Source organism: Streptomyces sp. GB4-14 (genome assembly GCF_022696125.1).
Lineage (GTDB): Bacteria > Actinomycetota > Actinomycetes > Streptomycetales > Streptomycetaceae > Streptomyces > Streptomyces werraensis.
The window spans coordinates 1448792-1472428 of the sequence record NZ_RZHO01000002.1; the positions used below are offsets into that span (position 1 = coordinate 1448792).

23 protein-coding genes are annotated in these 23637 nt (G+C 72.8%); 12 read left to right on the forward strand and 11 right to left on the reverse strand.

The features are described from left to right. Window positions 1-45: 45 nt before the first annotated feature. Together ELQ39_RS07650 and ELQ39_RS07655 are read right to left on the reverse strand one after the other, a co-directional pair. Window positions 46-354: a DUF7010 family protein gene (locus ELQ39_RS07650; RefSeq protein WP_242591468.1), complete on the reverse strand. Its 309-nt coding sequence runs from the start codon at window positions 352-354 to the stop codon at window positions 46-48. Then, window positions 309-560: a hypothetical protein gene (locus ELQ39_RS07655; RefSeq protein ID WP_242591469.1), complete on the reverse strand. Its 252-nt coding sequence runs from the start codon at window positions 558-560 to the stop codon at window positions 309-311. The genes ELQ39_RS07650 and ELQ39_RS07655 overlap by 46 nt, the downstream gene beginning before the upstream one ends. Window positions 561-691: 131 nt before the next feature. Between ELQ39_RS07655 and ELQ39_RS07660 the strand changes: the two genes are divergently transcribed. Further along, entirely contained in the window at window positions 692-1687 is a 996-nt protein-coding gene (locus ELQ39_RS07660; protein WP_242591470.1) for a TAXI family TRAP transporter solute-binding subunit, read from the forward strand. On the opposite strand, the gene ELQ39_RS07665 is transcribed toward ELQ39_RS07660, so the two are convergent. Together ELQ39_RS07665 and ELQ39_RS07670 are read right to left on the reverse strand one after the other, a co-directional pair. Further along, complete coding sequence (locus ELQ39_RS07665; RefSeq protein WP_225624963.1) at window positions 1666-3099, reverse strand: sensor histidine kinase; 1434 nt, start codon at window positions 3097-3099, stop codon at window positions 1666-1668. The two genes, ELQ39_RS07660 and ELQ39_RS07665, sit on opposite strands and share 22 nt — an antisense overlap. A 9-nt stretch (window positions 3100-3108) precedes the next feature. Beyond that, entirely contained in the window at window positions 3109-3795 is a 687-nt protein-coding gene (locus ELQ39_RS07670) for a response regulator transcription factor (RefSeq protein ID WP_225624962.1), read from the reverse strand. 280 nt (window positions 3796-4075) lie between these two features. Here ELQ39_RS07670 and ELQ39_RS07675 point away from each other — a divergent pair, with 280 nt between their 5' ends. The 8 genes from ELQ39_RS07675 (at window position 4076) to ELQ39_RS07705 (ending at window position 10901) form a co-directional block, all read left to right on the forward strand. Then, window positions 4076-4852 (forward strand): amino acid ABC transporter ATP-binding protein, encoded by a 777-nt coding sequence (locus tag ELQ39_RS07675; RefSeq protein WP_048456267.1) that lies wholly within the window; start codon window positions 4076-4078, stop codon window positions 4850-4852. Window positions 4853-4933: 81 nt separating this feature from the next. Beyond that, window positions 4934-5770: a glutamate ABC transporter substrate-binding protein gene (locus ELQ39_RS07680; protein WP_190000992.1), complete on the forward strand. Its 837-nt coding sequence runs from the start codon at window positions 4934-4936 to the stop codon at window positions 5768-5770. Window positions 5771-5854: 84 nt separating this feature from the next. Next, entirely contained in the window at window positions 5855-6523 is a 669-nt protein-coding gene (locus ELQ39_RS07685; RefSeq protein WP_190000991.1) for an amino acid ABC transporter permease, read from the forward strand. Next, window positions 6520-7425 (forward strand): amino acid ABC transporter permease, encoded by a 906-nt coding sequence (locus tag ELQ39_RS07690; RefSeq protein WP_242591471.1) that lies wholly within the window; start codon window positions 6520-6522, stop codon window positions 7423-7425. Before ELQ39_RS07685 ends, ELQ39_RS07690 begins: the two co-directional genes overlap by 4 nt. 291 nt (window positions 7426-7716) lie before the next feature. Continuing rightward, window positions 7717-9357, forward strand: a complete 1641-nt coding sequence (locus ELQ39_RS07695; protein WP_242591472.1) for an FAD-dependent monooxygenase — start codon at window positions 7717-7719, stop codon at window positions 9355-9357. Window positions 9358-9747: 390 nt separating this feature from the next. Beyond that, the gene (locus ELQ39_RS32675; RefSeq protein ID WP_324608114.1) at window positions 9748-9834 is read left to right on the forward strand and encodes a putative leader peptide; all 87 of its coding nucleotides are present in this window, start codon (window positions 9748-9750) and stop codon (window positions 9832-9834) included. A 99-nt stretch (window positions 9835-9933) separates the two neighbouring features. Further along, window positions 9934-10467: a cysteine dioxygenase gene (locus tag ELQ39_RS07700; protein ID WP_190000988.1), complete on the forward strand. Its 534-nt coding sequence runs from the start codon at window positions 9934-9936 to the stop codon at window positions 10465-10467. After that, window positions 10464-10901 (forward strand): rhodanese-like domain-containing protein, encoded by a 438-nt coding sequence (locus ELQ39_RS07705; RefSeq protein ID WP_242591473.1) that lies wholly within the window; start codon window positions 10464-10466, stop codon window positions 10899-10901. The genes ELQ39_RS07700 and ELQ39_RS07705 overlap by 4 nt, the downstream gene beginning before the upstream one ends. 22 nt (window positions 10902-10923) lie before the next feature. Here ELQ39_RS07705 and recX read toward each other — a convergent pair whose 3' ends face one another. From recX to ELQ39_RS07725, 4 genes are all read right to left on the reverse strand, one after another. Beyond that, window positions 10924-11733 carry a recombination regulator RecX gene (gene recX / locus ELQ39_RS07710; RefSeq protein ID WP_242591474.1) on the reverse strand — a complete coding sequence of 270 codons (810 nt, stop codon included), beginning with the start codon at window positions 11731-11733 and terminating at the stop codon, window positions 10924-10926. A gap of 3 nt (window positions 11734-11736) precedes the next feature. Then, on the reverse strand, window positions 11737-12849 hold the full coding sequence (gene recA / locus ELQ39_RS07715; RefSeq protein ID WP_190000985.1) for a recombinase RecA: 1113 nt from the start codon (window positions 12847-12849) through the stop codon (window positions 11737-11739). Between the two features lie 240 nt (window positions 12850-13089). After that, window positions 13090-14430: an AI-2E family transporter gene (locus ELQ39_RS07720; protein ID WP_242591475.1), complete on the reverse strand. Its 1341-nt coding sequence runs from the start codon at window positions 14428-14430 to the stop codon at window positions 13090-13092. 59 nt (window positions 14431-14489) lie between these two features. After that, a complete protein-coding gene (locus tag ELQ39_RS07725; RefSeq protein ID WP_006130038.1) occupies window positions 14490-14684 on the reverse strand; it encodes a DUF3046 domain-containing protein in 195 nt (64 codons plus the stop codon). A gap of 79 nt (window positions 14685-14763) precedes the next feature. On the opposite strand from ELQ39_RS07725, the gene ELQ39_RS07730 reads away from it, so the two are divergent. Then, window positions 14764-15675, forward strand: a complete 912-nt coding sequence (locus tag ELQ39_RS07730) for a hypothetical protein (protein ID WP_242591476.1) — start codon at window positions 14764-14766, stop codon at window positions 15673-15675. A 201-nt stretch (window positions 15676-15876) separates the two neighbouring features. Here ELQ39_RS07730 and ELQ39_RS07735 read toward each other — a convergent pair whose 3' ends face one another. From ELQ39_RS07735 to ELQ39_RS07745, 3 genes are read right to left on the reverse strand one after another with little or no spacing between them, the layout of a single operon-like run. Then, entirely contained in the window at window positions 15877-16185 is a 309-nt protein-coding gene (locus ELQ39_RS07735; RefSeq protein ID WP_006130040.1) for an AzlD domain-containing protein, read from the reverse strand. Next, the gene (locus ELQ39_RS07740) at window positions 16182-16862 is read right to left on the reverse strand and encodes an AzlC family ABC transporter permease (protein ID WP_242591477.1); all 681 of its coding nucleotides are present in this window, start codon (window positions 16860-16862) and stop codon (window positions 16182-16184) included. Before ELQ39_RS07740 ends, ELQ39_RS07735 begins: the two co-directional genes overlap by 4 nt. Beyond that, the gene (locus ELQ39_RS07745; RefSeq protein ID WP_242591478.1) at window positions 16799-17833 is read right to left on the reverse strand and encodes an AraC family transcriptional regulator; all 1035 of its coding nucleotides are present in this window, start codon (window positions 17831-17833) and stop codon (window positions 16799-16801) included. Before ELQ39_RS07745 ends, ELQ39_RS07740 begins: the two co-directional genes overlap by 64 nt. A gap of 74 nt (window positions 17834-17907) precedes the next feature. Between ELQ39_RS07745 and ELQ39_RS07750 the strand changes: the two genes are divergently transcribed. Then, window positions 17908-22761, forward strand: a complete 4854-nt coding sequence (locus ELQ39_RS07750; RefSeq protein ID WP_242591479.1) for an ATP-dependent helicase — start codon at window positions 17908-17910, stop codon at window positions 22759-22761. A gap of 33 nt (window positions 22762-22794) precedes the next feature. Further along, window positions 22795-23628, forward strand: coding sequence for an Fpg/Nei family DNA glycosylase (locus ELQ39_RS07755; protein WP_242591480.1), 834 nt, complete (start codon window positions 22795-22797; stop codon window positions 23626-23628). The last annotated feature ends 9 nt before the right edge of the window (window positions 23629-23637 follow it).

Genomic DNA, 23637 nt, shown 5'->3' on the forward strand with positions numbered 1-23637 from the left:
CGGCTCCGCCCGGTGTTCCCCTACGGCTCCGTCCGGCCAGGTGGCTCAGCCGCGTACGGCCAGGTGGCAGGCGGAGACCCAGAGGACCGCCGCGCAGGCCAGACCCACCACGACCCGCACGGTCCCGGCCGACGCACCGGCCAGGACCAGCACGGCGCCGACGACCGCCACCACGGTCATCAGCACGCCCGTCCACCGGTACTGCCACTGGTCGTACAGCCGGGCGAGCGGGAAGAAGTGCAGGCCCACGACGAGCGCGATGCCGGCCGGGATGTACGCCGGGCGTCCGGAGGAGTTGGCCGCGGCGATCACGGCGACGACGGCCAGCAGCTCGACGCCGTTGACGATGCCCACCCCGCGGGCCCAGTTCGCGCCGCCGCCTCGACGGCCACCGGCACCATGTCCGTCGCCGGGCCGGTGCCGGAGGCGCCCGCGAAAGCCAGGGCCAGCGCGAACAAGGACAGCACGACGGTGCCCCGGCGCCGCAGCTGCCGGGTGAGCGCGAGGCACTCGGCGTCGGAGGCGGACGGCGTCAGCGCGGACTCGGTGGAGGGCGTCATCGGTGGAGGCTGGCGCGACGCGTCAACTCGGTTCCGGGTTTACCCACTTCACGGTCCGCGTGTCCCACGGCCGGTCCTCCCTGTGAGTTCCGCCCTGGTCAGCGGGGCACCGGGCTGGCAGGATCGCGGCCATGTCCCACGTGCTGTCCCGCATCGGCAGGCGGCGGGCCCTGAGGGGCGCGGCCGCCGGTCTCGTGGTGCTCGGGCTGCTTCTGTGGTGGGTGGCGCCGTGGCGCGAGGAACCGCCCGGCGGGACGATCACGATGAGCACCGGCACCCGCGCCGGGGTCTACCAGAAGTACGGCGAGCTGCTGCGGACGGCGCTCGGCAAGGACATGCCCGGTCTTGAGGTGCGGCTGGAGACCAGCGACGGCTCCTGGGAGAACGTCCGCCGGGTCGCCACCGGGCAGGCCGACTTCGCTTTCGCGGCGGCCGACGCCGTGGAGACGTACCGGCAGGAGGGCCGCACCGGCGCCCAGGGGCTGCGCGGGGTGGCGCGCCTGTACGACGACTACGTACAGCTCGCCGTGGCACCCGGCTCGGGCATCCGTACCGTCGCCGACCTGAGGGGCAAGCGGGTCGCCATAGGGCCGCCGAAGTCCGGGGTGCGGCTCATAGCGAACCGGCTGCTGCGGGCGGCCGGGATCGACCCGGAGCGGGACATCGTGCCGTCCGCGGACGGCATCGACACCGGGCCCGGGCGTCTGGGGCACGGGCTGGACGCCTTCTTCTGGTCGGGCGGGCTGCCCACGGACGGCCTGAAGAAGTACACGGAGGACTCCGCGCTGCGGTTCGTGCCGATCGACGCCTCCCTGATCGCGAAGGTGCACGAGCAGGGCAAGGCCACCCGTTACTATCGCGCGACCAGCATCCCGGAGTCGGCCTACCCGGGCAGTCAGCTCGGCTCGGCCGTGCCGACCATGGCGGTGTCCAACCTGCTGATCACGCGCGCGGACGCGGACCCACGGCTCACCGAGTGGCTCACCCGGATCGTGCTGAAGAGCCGTGACGGCATCGGCGCCCATGTGCACTCCGCGCAGCTCGTCGACGTGCGCACCGCCATCTACACCGATCCGCTGCGGCTGCACGAGGGCGCCCGCCGGTACTACCGGTCCGTCAAGCCCTGACCGTCCGCCTCGCCCGCGGGGGCGTTGCGCGGCACGGACACGGTCACCCGCAGCCCGTGCGGCTCGTGCCGTTCGTAGGAGAGGGAGCCGCCGCCCGCGGCGAGCAGCGCCCGGGAGATGGACAGGCCGAGTCCCGAGCCCTTGATGTTCTGGTGCCGTCCGCTGCGCCAGAAGCGGTCGCCGACGCGGGTCAGCTCCTCGTCGGTCAGTCCGGGGCCGTTGTCGGTGACGACGACGGTCGCCGTGTCGCCGTTGGAGGCGACGGTCACCTCGACCGTCTCTCCGGAGGGCGTGAACTTCACCGCGTTGTCGATGACCGCGTCCAGCGCGCTGGACAGCGCCACCGGGTCCGCCCAGGCGGTGGTCGGCGGGCAGACGCCGGTCAGCGTGACGTCCTTGGCGTCGGCGGACGGCGACCAGGCGGCAACCCGTTCGGCGGCCACCGCGCCGATGTCGACGATCCGCAGGTCGGGTGCGCTGTGCTCGGCGAGGGCCAGGTCGAGCAGGTCGTCGAGGACCTGCGCCAGCCGTTTTCCCTCCGCGCGCACGGAGGCGATCTCCTCGTTGTCCTCGGGCAGCTCCAGGGCGAGCAGCTCGATGCGCAGCAGCAGCGCGGACAGCGGGTTGCGCAGTTGATGGGAGGCGTCGGCGACGAAGGCGCGCTGCTGCTCCAGCACGTTCTCGACGTTGTCCGCCATCTCGTTGAAGGAACGTGCGAGGCGGCGCAGCTCGGGCGGGCCGCCGGCCACCGCGACGCGGGACTTCAGCCGGCCGGTGGCGATGTCGTGGGTGGTGGCGTCGAGGACGCGCACCGGGCGCAGCACCCAGCCGGTGAGCCGGAGGGCCGCGCCGACGGCCAGCAGCATCGCGGCCGCCTCCCCCGCGGCGATGACCAGCCAGCCCTGGAGGATGCGGGACCGCATCTGCCCGGTGGGCGATTCGGTGACCACGACCGCGACGACGTCGCCGTCCCGGATCACCGGTGAGGCGACCACCAGGGGGCTCCGCTGCCAGGGCCACACCTGCTCGGGGTCGTGGCTGCGGCGGCTGAGCAGCGCCTCCTCGAAGGCGTCCCGGACCTCGCCGGCGCGGGGCAGGAAGAAGTCGTCGGGGGCGTGCGCCATGGGGGCGTCGTTGCGGTAGAAGACGCCGGCGCGGATGCCGTACACCTCGTAGTAGCTGCGCAGCTCGGCGCTGAGGGTCTCGCGGCGCTCGTTGATGTCGCCGCCGGAGGTGTCGGCGGGCTCGGTGACGAACTGGGCGAGGGCGGCGAAGCGTGCGGTGTCGTCGATCCGGTCGACCACGACCTTCTGCTGCTGGGCGCCGGCGAGGCTCACCGCGAGCGGCACGCCGAGGGCGAGCAGGACGGCCGCCATCAGGACGATGAGCAGCGGCAGCAGACGTGTGTGCACCCGGCCCCGCTACGCAGCGGGCGCGACGAGGCGGTAGCCGACGCCGCGCACGGTCTCGATCAGGGCGGGCATGCGCAGCTTGGAGCGCAGGGAGGCCACGTGCACCTCCAGGGTGCGGCCGGTCCCCTCCCAGCTGGTGCGCCACACCTCGCTGATGATCTGCTCCCGGCGGAAGACCACCCCCGGCCGCTGTGCCAGCAGCGCGAGCAGATCGAACTCCTTGCGGGTGAGCTGGACGGGCGTGCCGTTGACGCTGACCTGCCGGGTGGGCAGCTCGATGCGCACCGGGCCGAGGAGCACCTGGGTCTCCGTGGAGCCGGTGGCCTCCTCCTGGACGCTGCGCCGGCTGACGGCGTGGATCCGGGCGAGCAGTTCCCCCGTGTCGTACGGCTTCACCACGTAGTCGTCGGCGCCGAGGTTGAGCCCGTGGATGCGGGAGCGTACGTCGGAGCGCGCGGTCACCATGATCACGGGGGTGCTGGTGCGCTTGCGTATCTTGCCGCAGACCTCGTACCCGTCCTGGTCGGGCAGGCCGAGGTCGAGCAGGACGACGCCGAAGCCTTCACGTCCCGGGACGAGCGCCTGGAGGGCCTCCTCGCCGCTGCGCGCGTGGGTGACGTCGAAGCCGTGCCGGGCCAGCACGGCCGAGAGGGCCGCGGCGACGTGGTTGTCGTCCTCGACGAGCAGCAGTCTCACCAGGGCCCCCTTCGGTTCATCGGCCGTTTGTCGGGTGTGTCCATCATGGGCACACCAGGTGCACCTTGCAGTCACGCCGATGAGGGACGACCACGTCAAGAGGGTTCCGGTTGCGCTTCGGTACCGGTGCCTCGCGCGGACGCGTTCCAGCTCACAAGTGCTACGACAGGTGTCCGATTGCTATCGGATCGTGATGCTCAGATTCCCCTCAGATGTAATGACGCTGGTCTGAAGGGTTACTACTGTCCTCCGAAACCGAGGAGGACGGAGCCTGAGAGCGATGACCGAAGTATCGGTGGCCAAGGAAGATGTGGCCGCGACCGGCGATCTGGTCGTCCTGAAGAGCGTCAACAAGCACTTCGGCGCGTTGCACGTTCTCCAGGACATCGACCTGACGATCGCCCGTGGCGAAGTCGTCGTGGTCATCGGACCCTCCGGGTCCGGGAAGTCCACCCTGTGCCGCACCATCAACCGTCTGGAGACGATCGACTCCGGCTCGATCACGATCGACGGCAAGCCCCTGCCCGACGAGGGCAAGGCGCTCGCGAAGCTCCGTGCCGACGTGGGGATGGTCTTCCAGTCCTTCAACCTCTTCGCGCACAAGACCGTGCTCGAGAACGTGACGCTCGGACAGGTCAAGGTCCGCAAGAAGGACAAGAAGGAGGCCGAGGAGCGGGCGCGTGCCCTCCTCGACCGGGTCGGCGTGGCCGCACAGGCCGAGAAGTACCCCGCACAGCTCTCCGGTGGTCAGCAGCAGCGCGTCGCCATCGCGCGGGCCCTGGCGATGGAGCCCAAGGTCATGCTCTTCGACGAGCCGACGTCGGCTCTCGACCCGGAGATGATCAACGAGGTTCTCGAAGTCATGCAGCAGCTCGCCCGTGACGGCATGACGATGATCGTCGTGACCCACGAGATGGGCTTCGCGCGGTCGGCCGCGAACCGCGTGGTGTTCATGGCGGACGGCCGCATCGTCGAGCAGGCGACGCCGGACCAGTTCTTCAGCAACCCGCGCAGCGACCGTGCCAAGGACTTCCTGTCGAAGATCCTTCACCACTGAGGCGCGGCGCCGCGCCCCTGCCGACCTGCGTCACCGGACATTGACCGGGCCGCATCACTTCACCAGTCAAAGGATGTGCACATGAAGCTCCGCAAGGTCACCGCCGCCTCGGCCACCGTCTTCGCCCTCGCCCTGACCGCCACCGCCTGCGGTGGTGGCGACGGGGACAACGAGTCCTCGGGCGGCGGCAAGGACAAGATCACGATCGGCATCAAGTTCGACCAGCCGGGCCTCGGCCAGAAGACCCCGCAGGGCTACGCGGGCTTCGACGTGGACGTCGCCACCTACGTCGCCAAGAAGCTCGGTTACGAGGAGAACCAGATCGAGTGGAAGGAGTCGAAGAGCGCCGACCGCGAGACGATGCTGCAGCGCGGCGACGTCGACTTCATCGCCGCCACCTACTCGATCACCCCGGAGCGTCAGGAGAAGGTCGACTTCGCCGGCCCCTACCTGCTCGCCCACCAGGACGTGCTGCTCCGCGCCGACGACGACAAGATCAAGTCTCCCGAGGACCTGAACAACGCGAAGCTCTGCTCCGTCACCGGCTCGACGTCCGCCCAGAACGTCAAGGAGAAGCTGGCTCCCAAGGCACAACTGCAGAACTACCCGACGTACTCGGCCTGCCTGACCGGCCTCCAGAACGGTGCCATCGACGCGCTGACCACAGACGACTCGATCCTCGCCGGCTACGCCTCGCAGTCCCAGTTCAAGGGCAAGTTCAAGCTGGGCGGCTTCAAGATGACCAACGAGAACTACGGCATCGGCGTCAAGAAGGGCAGCGACCTCAAGGACAAGATCAACAAGGCCCTCGAGGACATGGTCGCCGACGGCGCCTGGGACGCGGCGGTCAAGGAGAACTTCGGTCCGGCCAACTACAAGAACGAGCCGGCGCCGAAGATCGGCGACATCAAGAGCTGAGGCTGGGCCCGCCCCGGCGCGCCGCCCACGCGGAGGGGCGGCGCGCCGGGGCGGGCATCCCTACACGCGGAAGCGCGGGAGATCGTGTTCGACTTTCTTCAGGATTACGACCTGGCGGGAGCCGTCTGGACGACAGTGCAGCTTGCTGTGCTCTCGGCCGTCGGTTCCCTGATTTGGGGCACCGTACTGGCGGCCATGCGGGTCGGCCCCGTTCCCTTGATGCGGGGCTTCGGAACCGCCTACGTGAACATCGTGCGGAACATCCCGCTGACCGTGATCATCCTGTTCGCGTCACTGGGCCTGAACCAGACTCTGGGCATCACACTCGGCGGGGGCGGCGACTTCGAGACGATCAACTTCCGGCTCGCGGTCCTGGGCCTGACGCTCTACACCTCCGCCTTCGTGTGCGAGGCGCTGCGATCCGGTATCAACACGGTGCCCGTCGGCCAGGCTGAGGCGGCTCGTGCGATCGGACTCAGCTTCGGCCAGGTGCTGGCGAACATCGTGCTGCCCCAGGCGTTCCGGTCCTCCGTCGTCCCCTTGGCGAACGTGCTGATCGCGCTCATCAAGAACACCACGGTGGCGGCCGCGATCGGTGTCGCCGAGACGGCACTGGTGATGAAGGAGATGATCGAGAACGAGGCGCAGCTGCTGCTGATCTCCGCGATCATCGCCCTGGTGTTCGTGGTTCTGACCCTGCCGACCGGGCTCTTCCTCGGCTGGGTGGGCAAGAAGGTGGCGGTGAAGCGATGAGTTCGGTTCTCTACGACGCCCAGGGCCCTCGCGCTAAACGGCGCAACATTGTCTTCACGGTCGTCTTCCTGGTCGCCCTGGCCGCGGCTCTGTGGTGGGTGATCGGCAAGCTCGTTGAGAAGGACCAGCTCGAGTGGGCCAAGTGGGAGATGTTCTTCACGGGCACCGAGGCCTGGTCGACGTACATCTGGCCCGGTCTGGAGAACACTCTCAAGGCCGCTGTCCTCGCCGTGATCATCGCGCTGCCCCTCGGTGCCGTCCTCGGCATCGCCCGGCTGTCGGACCACGTCTGGGTGCGTGTGCCGGCCGCGATCGTGGTCGAGTTCTTCCGGTCTATTCCCGTGCTGGTCCTGATGATCTTCGGTCTGGCCCTGTTCTCCGAGTACACCAGCGTGTCCTCGGACGACCGGCCGCTGTACGCGGTCGTCACCGGCCTGGTGCTCTACAACGCCTCCGTCCTCGCGGAGATCGTGCGCGCCGGCATCCTGTCGCTGCCCAAGGGCCAGTCCGAGGCCGCGATGGCGATCGGCCTGCGCAAGAACCAGCTGATGCGGCTGGTGCTGCTGCCTCAGGCGGTCACCGCGATGCTCCCGGCCATCGTCAGCCAGCTCGTCGTCATCGTGAAGGACACCGCCCTCGGCGGCGCCGTCCTCACCTTCGGCGAACTGCTGGCCTCCGCGAACACGATGAGCGCCTACTACGGCGCCAACACGATTGCCAGCTTCACCATCGTGGCGCTGATCTTCATCGCGTTGAACTTCGCCCTGACGACGTTCGCGAGCTGGCTCGAGGCGCGCCTGCGCCGCAGCAAGCGCAGCACGGGCGCGGTGCTCGGCGTGGAGGACGTCGACGACATCAACGCCGCCGAGGTCGGCGGTCCGCACAAGACCGACGGCGTCTGACGCACGACTTCCTCCTGACATGACTGTGGCCCGCCGGGAACGGCGGGCCACAGTCATGCCGGTGACCGGCCGTCGTCAGCGTGACGGATGGGCGATGCGCCGTGGACCCCTGTGATGAACTGTCACGTGCCGGGACCGCTCCCGCGGCGGCTCATGATCGCCACTGCCCTTCGGTCACTTGACGCAAGCACCGGCAATGGGTTGCATACGTTCTGTGATCGTGCACCCTGCTCCATCTTCCTGTTCTCCCACGTCCTCCCCGACGTCACTCCGAGCAGGGAGCGCCGCGCCGTGGACCCGGTGATCGTCGTCGGAGCGGGGCCCGTCGGGCTCACGCTGGCACTGGCGCTGGCGCGTCAGGACGTGCCGTGCGTGGTCCTGGACGAGGGGCCGGGCAAGGACGAACCCCGTCCCGCCCGCACCGTCGTGCTGCGCGAGGACACCGCCGCGCTGATGGAGCGGCTGACCGGGCTGTCCCTCGACCACGCGGGGTTCCGTTGGGCCGGATGGCGGTCGATGCGGCGCAAGCAGGTGACGAACGAGGTCGCCTTCGAGGACGCCGAGGCCGCTCCCCTGCACATCGCCCAGCACGTCCTGACCGGCGCGCTGCGCGCCGCCCTGGAGAACGAACGGCTCGTCAGAATCGCCGTGGACAGCCGGCTGGACACCATGGAGCAGGAACGGTCCGGCGTCACCGCCCACACCCGGGGCGCCTCCGGCACCTGGTGGCGCGGCAGTTACCTGGTCGGCTGCGACGGCCCCCGCTCCACCGTGCGCAAGCTCCAGGACATCCGCTTCCCCGGCCGCACCGCGGTGGAACGTCACGCCGTCGCCGCCCTGCGCACCGAGCTCCCCTGGCAGGACGAGGCGTTGCTGCACCGCTCCCCGCCGTGGCGCACCTCCGGTCCCTTCGCCGGGGAGGTCACCGCCCGGCCGCTGCCGGACGATGTGTGGCGGCTGGACTGGCTGCTGCCGCCGGGCAAGGACCTGGTCACCCCCGAGATGCTGCTCACCCGCATCCGGGAGACCCTGGCCGGCTGGAACGGCGGCACGGTGCCCCCGTACGAGCTCCTCGACACCGGTGTGCACACCGTCCACCACCGGCTGGCCCGGCGCTGGCGCGCCGGCCGCGTCTTCCTCGCCGGGGACGCGGCCCATCTGCTCGGCGCGCTGGGCACGCACGGGCTGGACGAGGGGCTGCGCGATGCCGACAACCTCGCCTGGAAACTCGCCCTCGCCTGGCACCACGGCCCGCACGAGGCACTGCTCGACAGCTACCAGACCGAGCGCCGCGCCCTCGTCGCCTCCCGGCTGCGCGCCGCCGACCAGGCACTGCCGCTGCTGCGCGGCGGCGGAGGACTGCGCACCTACGTCCCCGGCTCCTCGCGCAGCCTCGACACGCTCCTGATGGACGGTCACCTCGGGCGTGGAGCACTGGGTGCGCCCGGCACGTACGCCGACTCGCCCCTCGCTCCCGGCCGTCTGGAGGGCGAGGCCCCGGTCGCCACGACCCCGGGGGCGACCGTCACGGACGTGATCGTCACCGCCGAGGACGGCACCTTCGTCCGCCTCCGGGACCGGCTCGGGCGAGGCGCCCTGCTGGTGGTGCTGATCGCACCGGGCACAGGGGTGTGGGAACGCCGCCACTGGGTGTCCGCCGGGATCATGCCGCGCCTGGCGGCCGCCGTCTCCGCGCTGCCGCACCGCGCGGAACTGCTGGTCGCCGAGAGCTATCCGGGCGCGGCGGCCCACACGGTCCTGCTGGTCCGCCCCGACGGCCACCTCGTGACCGCCCTGAGCGGCGTCCGTCCGGCGGACATGTACGCGGCGGCGGAGACGGCCCTGGGCGGGCCGGCGACCGGGACGACGTCGGAGGCCGGCGCCGATGCCGAGTCGGGGGCGCGGGAGGACGCGGGGGCGGGGTCGCGGTGAGGCGCGAGGTCCGGCTCGGGGCCAGAGCGCCCCAAGCCCCGCGTCCGCTCACGTAACCCGCCCCCGACTCCGCCGAACGGCGGAGTGCGCCGAGCGCGAGGCGGCGGACGGTCCCCGCTTCACGCGGCTCTGAGCGCGAGGGCGCGACGGGCGGAGCACCCCGGTCGTGATGGACGCGCTGAGCGCGGGTTCTTCCGCGGCGGCGAGGCCCACCCGGGCACTCCGGCGCACGTCCGGCCCGCACCATGGTGCGACCACCCGCGCCCGCCGCCCCGCACCCGGCGCGTCCCCCGTGTCCCCGGCGCGGACGCCGGAGCGCCCGCGCCACGCCGGCGTCCACATCGTGGCGACCGGTTGAACCCGGTCGCAGCCCCATGGTGTACTCCGGTCATGACCGACACCCGCGTGCGCCTGTGGCGGAGGGTCCACATGGACCTCGTCCGTTACGCGGGCTGCGTGTGTCGCCCGTCCTGTTGATTCGCGACGTTGCCCCTTCTTTCCGCGCGCCCCGACCGTCCGTCCCGGACGGCGTCGTCACCGCGCGCGTTCCGCGACTTCACCTCCAGGACGGTGCACATGTCTGTCTCCTCCGCTGCCCCTGCGTCCGTCTCCGCGTCCGCGCCGACGCAGGCCGAACTCCTCGACTTCGTACGGCGTGCCGTCGCCGACGCCGATCTGATCGCCTCGCTCCCCCTCGATCCCGAGGGGCGCACCTGGGTCCGGCTCGAAGGGCCGGGCGGCAGCGAGGCCTGGCTGATCGGCTGGCCGCCCGGCACCGGCACGGGCTGGCACGACCACGCGGACTCCGTCGGCGCGTTCATGACCGCGTCGGGCGAGCTGAGGGAGAACTCGCTCGCCGTGCGGCTCCCCACCGACGGCTGGACGACCCTCGAACTCACCGAGGGCGTCGACCGCGAGCGGCGGCTGGCGACCGGACAGGGCCGTGCCTTCGGCCGGCACCATGTGCACGAGGTGCTGAACGAGTCGACGGACCGGCATGCGATCTCCGTGCACGCCTACTACCCGCCACTGCCGCGCATCCGCCGCTACAGCCGCACCGCCCAGACCCTGCGCCTGGAGCAGGTGGAGCGCCCGGAGGACTGGCAGTGAGCGGATCGGAAACCGAGGGGCACGCCGCCCGGAACGGCGGCCGCCGGCCCGGCATCGACGAGCTGCTGCAGCGCGTCCGCGCCGGATACACCCGTGTCGAGGCCCAGGAGGCGTACGACGCCTGGCGGGCCGGTGACGCGCTGCTCGTGGACATCCGCTACGCCGCGTTGCGGGAGCGGGACGGGCTGATCCCCGGCGCGACGGTCGTCGAGCGCAACGAACTGGAGTGGCGGCTGGACCCACGCGGCAGCCACCGCCTCCCCGAGGCCACCCACCACGACCTGCGCGTGGTCGTCATCTGCAACGAGGGGTACGCCTCCAGTCTGGCCGCGGAGTCGCTCCACCGGCTGGGGCTGCACCGGGCCACCGATCTGGTCGGCGGCTTCCAGGCCTGGCGGGCGGCAGGGCTTCCGGTGACGACGGCAGCCGCGTAGCCGGTAGCGCCCGGGCGCTCGCTCAGTACCCCTCGTCACCGAGGAACTCGGTGTCCTCGCCCTCCTCCTCCAGCGCCTGACGGACGACGCGCAGGGCGAGGCCCTCCGGGTAGCCCTTGCGGGCGAGCATGCCGGCGAGGCGACGTATCCGCTTGTCGCGGTCGAGCCCGCGGGTGGCGCGCAGCTTACGGGCGACCAGTTCGCGGGCGGTCTCCTCCTCCTGCTCGGAGTCGAGCCGGGAGACGGCTTCGTCGATCAGGGCGGAGTCGACACCCTTGGTGCGCAGCTCCCGCGCGAGGGCGCGCCGGGCCAGCCCTCGGCCGTGGTGCCGGGACTCCACCCAGGCGTCCGCGAAGGCACTGTCGTTGATCAGTCCGACCTCCTCGAACCGGGACAGCACCTCCTCGGCGGCCTCGTCGGGGATCTCCCGCTTGCGGAGGGCGTCGGCGAGCTGCTTCCGGGTGCGCGGGGTCCCGGTGAGCAGCCGCAGGCAGATCGCCCGCGCCCGCTCCACCGGGTCCCCCGGAGGTTCCTCCCGCTCTGCCCTCACCGAGTCGGAGGCGCCTCCGTCCGCCGCGGCCGCCTCACCGAAGGAGCGGCGTCGGCGGCCACGCCCACCGTGCGGCCCGCCGTCACGCGAGCCACCCGTCCGTGCCGTACGACCGCCGCGTCGCCGGGGTCCGCCACCGCCCGCTTCCGGGAGTCCGGGGTCCGCGTCGTCGTACGCCGTGTCACCGCCGACGGCCGGGTCGTCGCCGCCCACGGCGTCCCTCCCCCGTGGGACACCGGGAGCGTCGTACTCGTACTCGGCCCAGTCCGTTCGTCGGGTCACGGGTCAGCTCTTGGCCGCCGCGGCCTTGGACTTGGAGCCCTTGGCCGCCGGGGCCGGCACCGCCGCGGGCTCGGCCGGAGCGGCGGCGTCCGCACCTGCCTCGGCAGCGGCCTCCTCGGGCCGTACGCCGACGCCCAGCTTCGTGAGGATCTTCTTCTCGATCTCGTTGGCGAGGTCGGGGTTGTCCTTCAGGAAGTTGCGGGCGTTCTCCTTGCCCTGGCCGAGCTGGTCGCCCTCGTACGTGTACCAGGCGCCGGCCTTGCGGACGAAGCCGTGCTCCACGCCCATGTCGATCAGACCGCCCTCACGGCTGATGCCCTGGCCGTAGAGGATGTCGAACTCGGCCTGCTTGAAGGGCGGCGCGACCTTGTTCTTGACGACCTTGCAGCGGGTGCGGTTGCCGACCGCCTCGGTGCCGTCCTTGAGGGTCTCGATACGACGGATGTCGATGCGCACGGAGGCGTAGAACTTCAGCGCGCGGCCACCGGTCGTGGTCTCCGGCGAGCCGAACATCACGCCGATCTTCTCGCGGAGCTGGTTGATGAAGATCGCGGTGGTCTTGGACTGGTTGAGCGCGCTGGTGATCTTCCGCAGCGCCTGGCTCATCAGACGGGCCTGCAGACCCACGTGGCTGTCGCCCATCTCGCCCTCGATCTCCGCGCGGGGCACGAGCGCCGCGACGGAGTCGATGACGATGAGGTCGAGGGCACCGGAGCGGACCAGCATGTCCACGATCTCCAGGGCCTGCTCGCCGTTGTCCGGCTGGGACAGGATGAGGTTGTCGATGTCGACGCCGAGCTTCTTCGCGTACTCGGGGTCGAGGGCGTGCTCCGCGTCCACGAACGCGACCTGGCCGCCGGCCCTCTGCGCGTTCGCCACCGCGTGCAGGGTCAGGGTCGTCTTACCGGAGGACTCCGGTCCGTAGATCTCCACCACACGGCCGCGCGGCAGGCCGCCGACGCCGAGGGCCACGTCGAGCGCGGTCGACCCGGTCGGGATGACCTCGATGGGCTCCTTCGACCGCTCGCCCATGCGCATGACCGCGCCCTTGCCGAATTGCCGTTCAATCTGTGCGAGCGCGGCGTCGAGCGCCTTCTCGCGGTCGGTTCCTGCCATGGGTTCCACCCGGTTTGCTTGAGTCGATCGCTTCACGTCAAAGACGCTAACGCCTGCCACTGACAACGCGCCCCGACGCACGTCCGGCCTGTGGATAACCCGGGCCCATACCCGCCCCGACTGGGGCAGAACGCCCGGCGTTGAGCCTCACCGGCTCCCCCATAAGAATAGATGTTCGATTTTCGTGTCAAGCCGCACCGCCGGGGATCCGCACCCCGCGACGTCACAAGCCCCGGCCCCTCACGGCGCCCCGGCCGTCCCGCCGTCACCAGGCCCGGCCGCACCGGCCGCACCGGAGCCGGCCGTTCCCGCGCCGGCCACCCCGGCCCCGGCCGCCCGCTCGGCACCGTCACCCTCCGGGCGCCGCTGGGCCCACAGCCCCCGGACCCGCCGGCCGAAGGCACTCGTCCCGCCCGAGCCGCGATGCCCGAGCACCCGCGGGTCGTCGGTGACGTCGTACCGCTTCACGTACGCGCCGAGGAACGCCTGGAGCGTGGCGACGGCGGGAATGGCGATCAGGGCGCCGACCGCGCCGAGCAGGGCCGTGCCCGCGACGACCGAGCCGAAGGCGACCGCCGGGTGGATGTCGACGGTCCGGGCGGTCAGCTTGGGCTGCAGCACATAGTTCTCGAACTGCTGGTAGACGACCACGAACACCAGCACCCACACCGCGTACCAGGGCGCGACCGTGAAGGCGATCAGCATGGGCAGCGCGCCCGCCAGATACGTGCCGATGGTGGGGATGAACTGCGAGACCAGACCGACCCACACGGCCAGCACGGGGGCGTAGGGCACGTCGAGGAACTCGAGCAGGACGTAATGCGCGAGGCCGGAGACCAGGGCCATCAGGCCGCGGGAGTAGAGGTAGCCGCCGGTCTTGTTCACGGCGATCTCCCAGGCGCGCAGCACCTCGGTCTGCCGGGCCGGCGGCAGGACGGAGCAGATGGCGCGGCGCAGCCGGGGCCCGTCGGCGGCGAAGTAGAACGAGAACAGGGCGACGGTGAGCAGCCGGAAGAGCCCGCCGAGCACCTGGGCGGACACGTCCAGGACGCCGGTGGCGCTGTTCTGCACGTAGTTGCGCAGCCAGTCGGACCGCAGCAGGTTCTCCTGGATGTCGACGCGCCGCAGTTCGGTGTGGAAGTGGGTGTTGATCCAGTTGATCACCGAGTCGAGGTACTGCGGGAAGTCCTCGACGATCTTGATGATCTGCTCCGCGAGCATCGAGCCGAGCAGCGTGACGAAGCCCGCGCCCACGACCAGGACGCCCACGAAGACGAGGAAGGTGCCGAAACCCCGGCGCACCCCGCGCGCGGCCATCCAGCTCACCGCGGGTTCCACGGCGAGCGCCAGGAAGAACGCGATCAGGATGTTGATCAGCAACCCGGTGAGCTGGTGGAAGGCCCAGCTGCCGAGCTGGAAGACGGCGATCAGCGCAAGCGCGAGCACCATGGCGCGCGGCAGCCATCGCGGCATCCGGGCCCGGGCCCGGGGCGCGGGGTCCGTCGGCGGGCCGGCGGGCGGGGGCGCGCCGGGCGCGGTCGTGTTCTGGCCGGCGGGCCCGGTTTCGTCGGTGGCTGCCACGGCCCAAGTCTCACCCACGGCCACGACAACTGTCCGCTCCCGTGGGGCTTATGTGACGATCAGCGCAGTTCCCGGGGGACGTCCATGACGGAGCAGACCACCTGCCAGACGTCCTTGGCGTCCCAGCCTGCCGCCAGCGCCTCGTGGACGGTCCGTCCGCCGAGTTCGGACATGACATGGTCGCGCGCGAAGGTGTCGGCGTACCCCGCGCCGAAGTACTCCGTCATGCGCTCCCAGAAAACCGTCAACCGCATGCCCCCAGTATCCCGCCTGCGGGGGTGACGCCCTGCCACGGGCCCTGGGGGGCTCCGCCGTGCCCCTACGGTCGGTGCCATGGCCGACATCGCAGCCGTACCGCTCACCCCGGCGTCCCCTCCGGGCGGCACGCTCGCGCGCGCGGAGCGCTTCGTGTGGCTCACCGCGCGCGTACTGGAGCAGCGCCTGTTCGCCCATCACTTCCGCGAGGGCGCCGCGGGACCTGTGGAGACCGCCCTCGATGCGTACCGGAACGACGACGGCGGCTACGGCCACGCCCTGGAGCCCGCCCTGCGCGGACCGGCCAGCCTGCCCGCGCACACGGCACGCGCGCTGCACGTGCTGGACGCCGTGGGGCGCTGCGACGCGCGCCGCGCGGAGGACGTGTGCCGGTATCTGACGTCCGTCTCGACGGCGGAGGGCGCGCTTCCGGCCGTAGGCAGGCGCGCGAACGACGGTGGGGCGGCAGGACTCCCCGGGTCGCTGTCGGCCACCGCCCCGGTGGTGGGGCTGCTGCACCGCAACGAGGTGTGGCACCCGTGGCTGTTCCGCGCGACCGACTTCTGCCGCCAGGCCGTGGAGTCGCTGGGGACGGCGCGTCCCGGTGACGTGAAGGCCGCGGTGCTCTTCCTGGACCACGCCCCGGACCGCACCCGCGCGGAGGCCGCCGCCGAGCGGCTGGGCCGCCTGGTACGCCGGGCAGGGCTGGCAGTGCTCGACCCGGACGGCTCGGACCACGCCACCGGCGAGCGCCGTTTCCCCCACGACTACGCGCCGACCCCGGACTCACTGGCGCGCGCGTGGTTCACCGACGCGGAGACGGACCGATCCCTGGACGCCCTCGCTGCCGGGCAGCAGGACGACGGAGGCTGGCCCGCCCGCCGGCTGCCGGGCACCCAGGAGCCCGCCCCGGGCGCGCTCCTGGAGACTCGCTCCATCCACACGATCGAGGCGCTACGCGCCCTGACCGCGTACGGCCGCCTCGTCTGAGGCGGCGTCCGACGACCGCCAGGAAGCCGGACGAGGCGCCCGTCCTCCGTCCGCCCGATGCCCGGCTCGTCGCACCACCGAGGCGCCGCACACCTCGGTTGCGTGCGTCCGTCCCCGCCCGGGACGGCCCGAGGCACTGCACACCTGGCCGCACACAGCCCCGCCTGAGGTGGCCGCGGGAGGCTGGGCGAGGCACCCGCCTCACCCGCCCAGCGCCCGTACCCCCGCCGTCACGAGCACGGCCGCCGCCACCACGAGCAGGAACGGCGCGCGCAGCAGAAGGGCCACGGCGGCGGCCGCCAGACCGGCCGCGCGCGCGTCCAGCACCAGGGCGCGCCCGTCCGCGAAGGCCTGCTGGGCCGTGAGGGCGGCGAGCAGGGCGACGGGGAGCAGCGCGGCGAGGCGCCGGACCAGGGGCCGTTCGAGGACGCCCGCGGGCACCAGCAGCCCGGCGAGCTTCACGGCGTAGCAGCCGACGACGGTCAGGCCGATCGCGAGCCAGATGTTCACCGCTCCCCCTCCTTCGTGTGAGCGCGCGGAGCGGTCCTGCGGCCGTGCGCCCACAGGACGACCGGTGCCGCCAGAGCGGCCACCAGGACCGGGACACCGGCGGGCAGCACGGGCAGCAGGCCGAGCCCCAGCAGTACGGCGAGCGCGGCGACGGCCCGCTCGGTGCCGGTGCGCAGCATGGGGGCTAGCAGCGCCAGGAACACCGCGGGACCTGCCGCGTCCAGGCCCCACGCCTCGGTGTCACCGATGGCGTCCGAGCCCAGCGCGCCGAGCAGCGTGGTGAGGTTCCACAGGACGTAGAGGCTGAGTCCGGTGACCAGGAAGCCGATGCGGGCGGCGCGGCGGGTGGGCTGGGCGAGCGAGACGGCGGTGGTCTCGTCGATCACCCACTGCGCGGCGAACGGCCGCACCGCGCGGGGCAGCGCCAGTAGCTGCGACAGCCGCAGCCCGTAGAAGGCGTTGCGCACGCCGAGGAAGAACGCGCCCGCGGCGGCCGTGACGGCGCCGCCGCCCGCAGCGAGTGCTCCCACCAGGGCGAACTGGGAGGCGCCGGTGAACACCAGCAGGCTGAGCGCGCAGGTCTGGAGCAGACTGAGCCCGCTGCCCGCCGAGGTCACGCCGAAGGCGAACCCGGAGAGTCCGACGGCGACCCCGACGCCGAGGGCGTCCCGTACCACGGCGCCGTCCGGCTTCCCTCCGCCCCGGACGCCCTCGGGCGGGGTGTGTTCTCCGTCGGACGGTATGTCCGCGTGCTCGTGCTCTGCTGTCCGTTCCACTGCCACACCCCGGACGCTACGGAAAGGTCCCCGCGCGCGTCTTGTACGTTCTTGCGCTCGCGCTGGTAGGCGCCCGGCGGGACACCGACGATGCGGCTGAAGTGCCGGTTGAGGTGCGGCTGGTCGGTGAACCCCACGGTGGCGGCCGCCTCGGACGGTGTCGTCCCCGCGTCCAGCAGCCGCCGGGCGCGCCGTACGCGCGCGTCGGTGAGCCAGGTGTGCGGGGGCATGCCGTAGGTGTCGCGGAAGGCGCGCAGCAGGGCGAACGGGCTCGTGCCGAGGCCGGCGGCGAGCTGCTCCAGGGTGGGCGGCGCGGCCATGCGCTCCTCGAGCACGGCACGCGCGCGTGCCGCGGTCCGGGCGCCGGCCGTGCGGACCTCGCGCCGGGGCAGCGTGCCGCCGTTCAGCCGCAGCAGCCGGGTCACCGCGACCCGCAGCAGGGTGTCGGCGGCGAGCGCGTTGCCCTCGTCGGTGGCCCGCAGCACCTGGTGGACGAGCCGGACGGTGTACGGGTCGTCGAGGACCGGGGTGACGAAGCCCGGGGTGCCGCGCAGGGTGGTGGTCTCGGCGGCGATCGCGGCCACGACGTCCGGCGACGGGTAGACGGCGCCGTACTGCCAGCCCTCCGGGACGCCCGCCCGGCCGGTGTGGGGCGTGTCCGGGTTCACCAGGGCGAGGGCGCCCGCGCCCGCGTACTGGTCGCCGCTCCCGTGGTGGAAGACCTCCACGCCGTCGGCGATGGCGGCGATCACGAAGTGTTCGTGGGTGTGCCGGACGAACGACTTGCGGATGTAGCGGGCACGCAGCAGGTCGACACCGGGCAGTTCCTCGTACCGCCAGTGCCGCGCCCGTTCCTCACGCGTTTCCGCCATACCGTCATTGTCACGCGGCCCGGCCGGCGCCCCGGACCGGCCCGGTTGTCAGTGGCCGGGTGCACGATGGACGCATGGTCAGCGATCCGCGCCGCGCCCTCGACGGCTTCTCCCCCGCGACCCGTGGCTGGTTCACGGGGGCCTTCTCCGCGCCCACGGCCGCCCAGGCCGGCGCCTGGCAGGCCATCGGGGCGGGCTCGGACGTGCTGGTGGTGGCGCCGACCGGTTCCGGCAAGACGCTGGCCGCGTTCCTCGCCGCCCTGGACCAGCTGGCCTCGACGCCCCCGCCGGCCGACCCCAGGAAGCGCTGCCGGGTGCTGTACGTCTCGCCGCTGAAGGCCCTCGCCGTGGACGTCGAGCGCAATCTGCGCAGCCCCCTGACCGGCATCCGCCAGGAGGCCGTGCGCCTGGGAATGCCCGAACCCGAGGTGAAGGTCGGCATCCGCTCCGGCGACACCCCGCCCGCCGAGCGCCGCGCCCTCGCCACGCGGCCGCCGGACATCCTCATCACCACGCCCGAGTCGCTGTTCCTGATGCTGACGTCCGCCACGCGCGACGCGCTCGCGGGCGTGGAGACGGTGATCCTCGACGAGGTGCACGCGGTCGCGGGCACCAAGCGCGGCGCGCACCTGGCCCTGTCCCTGGAGCGGCTCGACGAGCTGCTGCCGAAGCCGGCCCGCCGCATCGGCCTTTCGGCGACGGTGCGTCCCGTGGACGAGGTGGCCCGCTTCCTGTCCCCGCGCCGCAAGACGGAGATCGTGCAGCCCGAGTCGGGCAAGGAGTTCGACCTCTCCGTGGTGGTGCCGGTCGAGGACCTCGGCGAGCTGGGCGGCTCGCCGGTCTCCGAGAGTGCGGAGGGCGCGGAGAAGCCCTCCATCTGGCCGCACGTCGAGGAGCGGATCGCCGATCTGGTGCAGAGCCACCGCTCGACCATCGTGTTCGCCAACTCCCGCCGCCTCGCCGAGCGGCTGTGCAACCGGCTCAACGAGATCGCCTACGAGCGCGCCACCGGCGAGCCCCTCGACGAGCATCACTCCCCCGCCGAGCTGATGGGCGGCTCCGGGGCCGCCCAGGGCGCGCCCGCGGTCATCGCGCGGGCGCACCACGGCTCGGTGTCCAAGGAGCAGCGCGCGCAGGTGGAGGAGGACCTGAAGGCGGGACGGCTGCCCGCGGTGGTCGCCACGTCCAGCCTGGAGCTGGGCATCGACATGGGCGCCGTCGACCTGGTGGTGCAGGTCGAGTCGCCGCCGTCGGTCGCCTCCGGCCTCCAGCGGGTGGGCCGCGCGGGACACCAGGTGGGCGCGGTGTCCACGGGCGTGGTGTTCCCGAAGTACCGGGGCGACCTGGTGCAGGCCGCCGTGGTGACCGAGCGGATGCGCACGGGCGAGATCGAGGCTCTGCGCGTCCCGTCGAACCCGCTGGACGTCCTGGCGCAGCAGGTCGTGGCGATGACGGCGATGGACACCTGGCAGTTCGACGACCTGCTGGCGGTGGTGCGCCGAGCGGCCCCTTTCGCCTCGCTGCCCGAGTCCGCGTTCACGTCCGTGCTGGACATGCTCGCCGGGCGGTATCCGTCGGACGCCTTCGCGGAGCTGCGTCCGCGCGTGGTGTGGGACCGGGTCACGGGCGAGATCACCGGCCGCCCGGGAGCCCAGCGCCTGGCCGTCACCTCGGGGGGCACGATCCCGGACCGGGGCCTGTTCGGCGTGTTCCTGGCGGGCGCCGACCCCAAGAAGGGCGGGGGCCGGGTCGGGGAGCTGGACGAGGAGATGGTCTACGAGTCGCGTGTGGGCGACGTCTTCACCCTCGGCACCAGCTCGTGGCGCATCGAGGACATCACGCGCGACCGGGTCCTCGTCTCCCCCGCGCCGGGCGTGCCGGGCCGGCTGCCGTTCTGGAAGGGCGACCAGCTGGGCCGCCCGCTGGAGCTGGGCCGCGCGCTGGGCGCCTTCCTGCGCGAGGTGGGCTCGCTGTCCGACGAGGACGCCCGGCTGCGGCTGCTGGCCGCCGGCCTGGACGCCTGGGCCGCGGACAACGTGCTGTCGTACCTGAGGGAGCAGCGCGAGGCCTGCGGGCACATCCCGGACGACCGCACGATCGTGGTGGAGCGGTTCCGCGACGAGCTGGGCGACTGGCGGGTGGTCGTCCACTCCCCGTTCGGCGCGCAGGTGCACGCCCCCTGGGCGCTCGCGCTCGGCGCGCGCCTGTCCGAGCGGTACGGCATGGACGCCCAGGTGATGCACGCCGACGACGGCATCGTCCTGCGCCTCCCCGACGCCGACCTGATGGGCCTGGACCTGCTCGACCAGGAGCCGGCTAAGGCCGGCGCGGAGTACGACGCGGACCAGGCCCCCGTGGGCGCCGCCGACGTCGTCTTCGACAAGGGCGAGGTCGACCAGGTCGTCACCGACCAGGTCGGCGGCTCGGCCCTCTTCGCCTCCCGGTTCCGTGAGTGCGCCGCCCGCGCGCTGCTGCTGCCGCGCCGCAATCCCGGCCGGCGCACGCCGCTGTGGCAGCAGCGTCAGCGCGCCTCCCAGCTGCTCCAGGTGGCCGGCGAGTTCGGGTCGTTCCCGATCGTCCTGGAGGCGGTCCGCGAGTGCCTCCAGGACGTGTTCGACGTCCCCGGCCTGGTCGAGCTGATGGGCGACCTGGAGTCCCGGAAGGTGCGGCTGGTCGAGGTCACCACGCCGGAACCGTCCCCGTTCGCCCGCTCCCTGCTGTTCGGGTACGTCGCCCAGTTCCTGTACGAGGGCGACTCCCCGCTCGCCGAGCGCCGTGCGGCCGCTTTGTCGCTGGACTCGCGGCTGCTCGCGGAGCTGCTCGGCCAGGCGGAGCTGCGCGAGCTGCTGGACGCCGAGGTGCTCACGGAGCTGGAGCGCGAGCTGCAGTGGCTCACCGAGGACCGGCGCGCGAAGGACGTGGAGAGCGTCGCCGACCTGCTGCGACTGCTGGGTCCGCTCACCGAGGCGGAGCTGGCCGAGCGGGGCGCCGAGCCGCAGTGGGCCCGGGAGCTGGCCTCCGCGCGGCGTGCCATCCGGGTGCGCGTCGCGGGCGAGGACCACTGGGCGGCCGTCGAGGACGCGGGCCGGCTGCGGGACGCCCTGGGCACGGCGCTGCCGGTCGGCGTGCCCGAGGCGTTCACGGAACCCGTGAAGGACCCCCTGGGCGACCTCCTCGCGCGGTACGCGCGCACGCACGGCCCGTTCACGTCGGCGACGGCGGCCGCCCGCTTCGGGCTGGGCGTGGCCGTCACCGAGGGTGCCCTGCAGCGCCTGGCGGCGGCCGGCCGGGTCGTGCAGGGCGAGTTCCACCCGGCCGGGATCGGACAGGAGTGGTGCGACGCGGCGGTGCTGCGCCGGCTGCGCCGCCGTTCCCTGGCCGCGCTGCGGCACGAGCTGGAGCCGGTTCCGCCCGCCGCGCTGGCCCAGTTCCTCCCCCAGTGGCAGCACATGGGCAAGGGCCACTCCCTGCGCGGCGTCGACGGACTGCTGCGGGCCGTCGAGCAGTTGCAGGGCGCGTCCGTACCCGCCTCCGCCCTGGAGAAGCTGGTCCTGCCGACCCGGGTGGCGAACTACGCCCCGGCCATGCTCGACGAGCTGACCGCGTCCGGCGAGGTGGTCTGGGCGGGTGCGGGCTCCCTGCCGGGCAAGGACGGCTGGGTCTCGCTGTATCTGGCCGACGCGGCTCCCTTGCTGCTGCCTCCCCCGCATCCGCTGGAGACGACCGCGCTGCACGAGGCGGTGCTGGCCGCCCTGTCCGGCGGCTACGGCCTGTTCTTCCGTCAGATCGCCGACCAGGTCCGCGCCACCACGCACCCCGAGGCGAGCGACGTGCAGCTCGCCGACGCCCTGTGGGACCTCGCCTGGTCCGGGCGGCTCACCAACGACACGCTCAACCCGCTGCGCGCCCTGCTCGGTTCCGGCCGCACCGCCGGGTCCACGGCTCACCGCGCCAAGCGCGCGGTGCCGCGCGGACGCTACGGCTCCCTCACGGCGGCGGCCCGCAGCGCCTCCCGCACGGGCCCGCCCACGGTGGCCGGCCGCTGGTCGCTGCTGCCCGGCCGGGAGGGCGACGCCACGGTCCGCGCCCACGCCCTGGCCCGCACCCTGCTGGACCGGCACGGTGTGGTGACCCGGGGCGCCGTCGCGGCGGAAGGCGTCGAGGGCGGCTTCTCGGCGGTGTACCGGGTGCTGTCCGCCTTCGAGGAGACCGGGCAGGCCCGGCGCGGCTACGTGGTGGAGGGCCTCGGCGCCGCCCAGTTCGCGATGGACGGCGCCGTGGACCGCCTGCGCGCTGCGGCCAACGCCCGGGAGCGCGGCGAGGGGCACACGGCCCCGGACGCGCCCGCTCCGTTCGGCGGGCAGTCGGACCCGTACGGGCTGGGGCAGGGCACGGGCGACGCGTCGTACCTGCCCTCGCGGCCCGGTGAGTACGTCTCGCCGCGCGACCTCGCCGCCCAGGGCACGCAGCCCTGGCAGAACGGCGGGGGGCCTTCGTACGACCCGTTCGCCGGACGCCGTACGGGGCCGGAGCGCGGCTCCCGGGCCGTCGTGCTGGCCGCGGCCGACCCGGCCAACGCCTACGGGGCGGCCCTGGGCTGGCCGGAGTCACCGGAGGGCGCGAGCCACAAGCCGGGCCGCAAGGCGGGCTCCCTGGTGGTGCTGGTGGACGGCGAGCTGACGCTTTACATGGAGCGCGGTGGCAAGACCGTGCTGGCCTGGCCCGCCGGCCCCGGCGCCGACCCGGCCGACGACCCGAGGCTGCCGGTGGCCGCCGAGGCGCTCGCGAAGGCCGCCCGCGCGGGCTCCCTCGGCACGGTGACCGTGGAGCGCGTCAACGGCTCCCCGGCGCTGTCGTCCCCGCTGGGCGCCCTCCTGGAGACCGCGGGCTTCGTGGCCACGCCGAGGGGGCTGCGGCTGCGCGCCTGACCGTGTCCGGGCCGGCCGTGTCACCCTTGACGCATGCCCGAAGGAGACACGGTCTGGCAGGCCGCGCGACGGCTGCACGACGCCCTCGCGGGCAGAGTCCTGGTCCGCAGCGATCTGCGCGTGCCCCGCTTCGCCACGTCCGACCTCACCGGACGCTCGGTACTGGACGTCACGGCACGCGGCAAGCACCTGCTGACCCGGATCGAGGGCGGCCTGACGCTGCACTCGCACCTGCGGATGGACGGCTCGTGGCGGATCTTCGCGCCCGGGCAGCGCTGGAACGGCGGCCCGGCGCACCAGATCCGCGCCGTCCTCGCCAACGCCGAGCGCACTGCGGTCGGCTACCGGCTTCCGGTACTGGAGCTGATCCGCACCGAGGACGAGGAGGACCGCGCGGTCGGCCACCTCGGCCCCGACCTGCTGGGCCCCGACTGGGACGCCGACATCGCGCTCGCCAACCTCGGGAAGGACTCCGAACGCGAACTCGGCGAGGCCCTGCTGGACCAGCGGAACCTCGCGGGAATCGGCAACGTGTTCAAGAGCGAGCTGTGCTTCCTGCTCAACGTCACGCCCTGGCTCCCCGTCGGCGAGCTGCCCGCCGACCGCATGGCGAGCCTCCCGGAGCTGGCGAGGAAGCTGCTGGAGTTCAACCGCGACCGCCCCATCCGCAACACCACGGGCCGGCGCGGCCAGGACCTTTACGTGTACGGCCGGGCCCGCCGCCCCTGTCTGCGCTGCGGGACACCGATCCGGGTGGCCGAGCAGGGCGACGGCTCACGCGAACGCCCCACGTACTGGTGCCCCGTCTGCCAGCCGGGACCGGCCCCCGATCCCGCGCCACGAGGCCGCCGAAGCCCCGCCCGCTAGCCGATTGGG

Coding starts and splice junctions, on each gene's coding strand:
- ELQ39_RS07745 (WP_242591478.1), bottom strand. CDS start 17,833: ATGGCGGAAACGCGTGAGGAACGGGCGCGGCACTGGCGGTACGAGGAA.
- ELQ39_RS07660 (WP_242591470.1), top strand. CDS start 692: ATGTCCCACGTGCTGTCCCGCATCGGCAGGCGGCGGGCCCTGAGGGGC.
- recA (WP_190000985.1), bottom strand. CDS start 12,849: ATGGCAGGAACCGACCGCGAGAAGGCGCTCGACGCCGCGCTCGCACAG.
- ELQ39_RS07675 (WP_048456267.1), top strand. CDS start 4,076: ATGACCGAAGTATCGGTGGCCAAGGAAGATGTGGCCGCGACCGGCGAT.
- ELQ39_RS07690 (WP_242591471.1), top strand. CDS start 6,520: ATGAGTTCGGTTCTCTACGACGCCCAGGGCCCTCGCGCTAAACGGCGC.
- ELQ39_RS32675 (WP_324608114.1), top strand. CDS start 9,748: ATGACCGACACCCGCGTGCGCCTGTGGCGGAGGGTCCACATGGACCTC.
- ELQ39_RS07655 (WP_242591469.1), bottom strand. CDS start 560: ATGACGCCCTCCACCGAGTCCGCGCTGACGCCGTCCGCCTCCGACGCC.
- ELQ39_RS07680 (WP_190000992.1), top strand. CDS start 4,934: ATGAAGCTCCGCAAGGTCACCGCCGCCTCGGCCACCGTCTTCGCCCTC.
- ELQ39_RS07750 (WP_242591479.1), top strand. CDS start 17,908: ATGGTCAGCGATCCGCGCCGCGCCCTCGACGGCTTCTCCCCCGCGACC.
- ELQ39_RS07730 (WP_242591476.1), top strand. CDS start 14,764: ATGGCCGACATCGCAGCCGTACCGCTCACCCCGGCGTCCCCTCCGGGC.
- ELQ39_RS07725 (WP_006130038.1), bottom strand. CDS start 14,684: ATGCGGTTGACGGTTTTCTGGGAGCGCATGACGGAGTACTTCGGCGCG.
- ELQ39_RS07755 (WP_242591480.1), top strand. CDS start 22,795: ATGCCCGAAGGAGACACGGTCTGGCAGGCCGCGCGACGGCTGCACGAC.
- ELQ39_RS07700 (WP_190000988.1), top strand. CDS start 9,934: ATGTCTGTCTCCTCCGCTGCCCCTGCGTCCGTCTCCGCGTCCGCGCCG.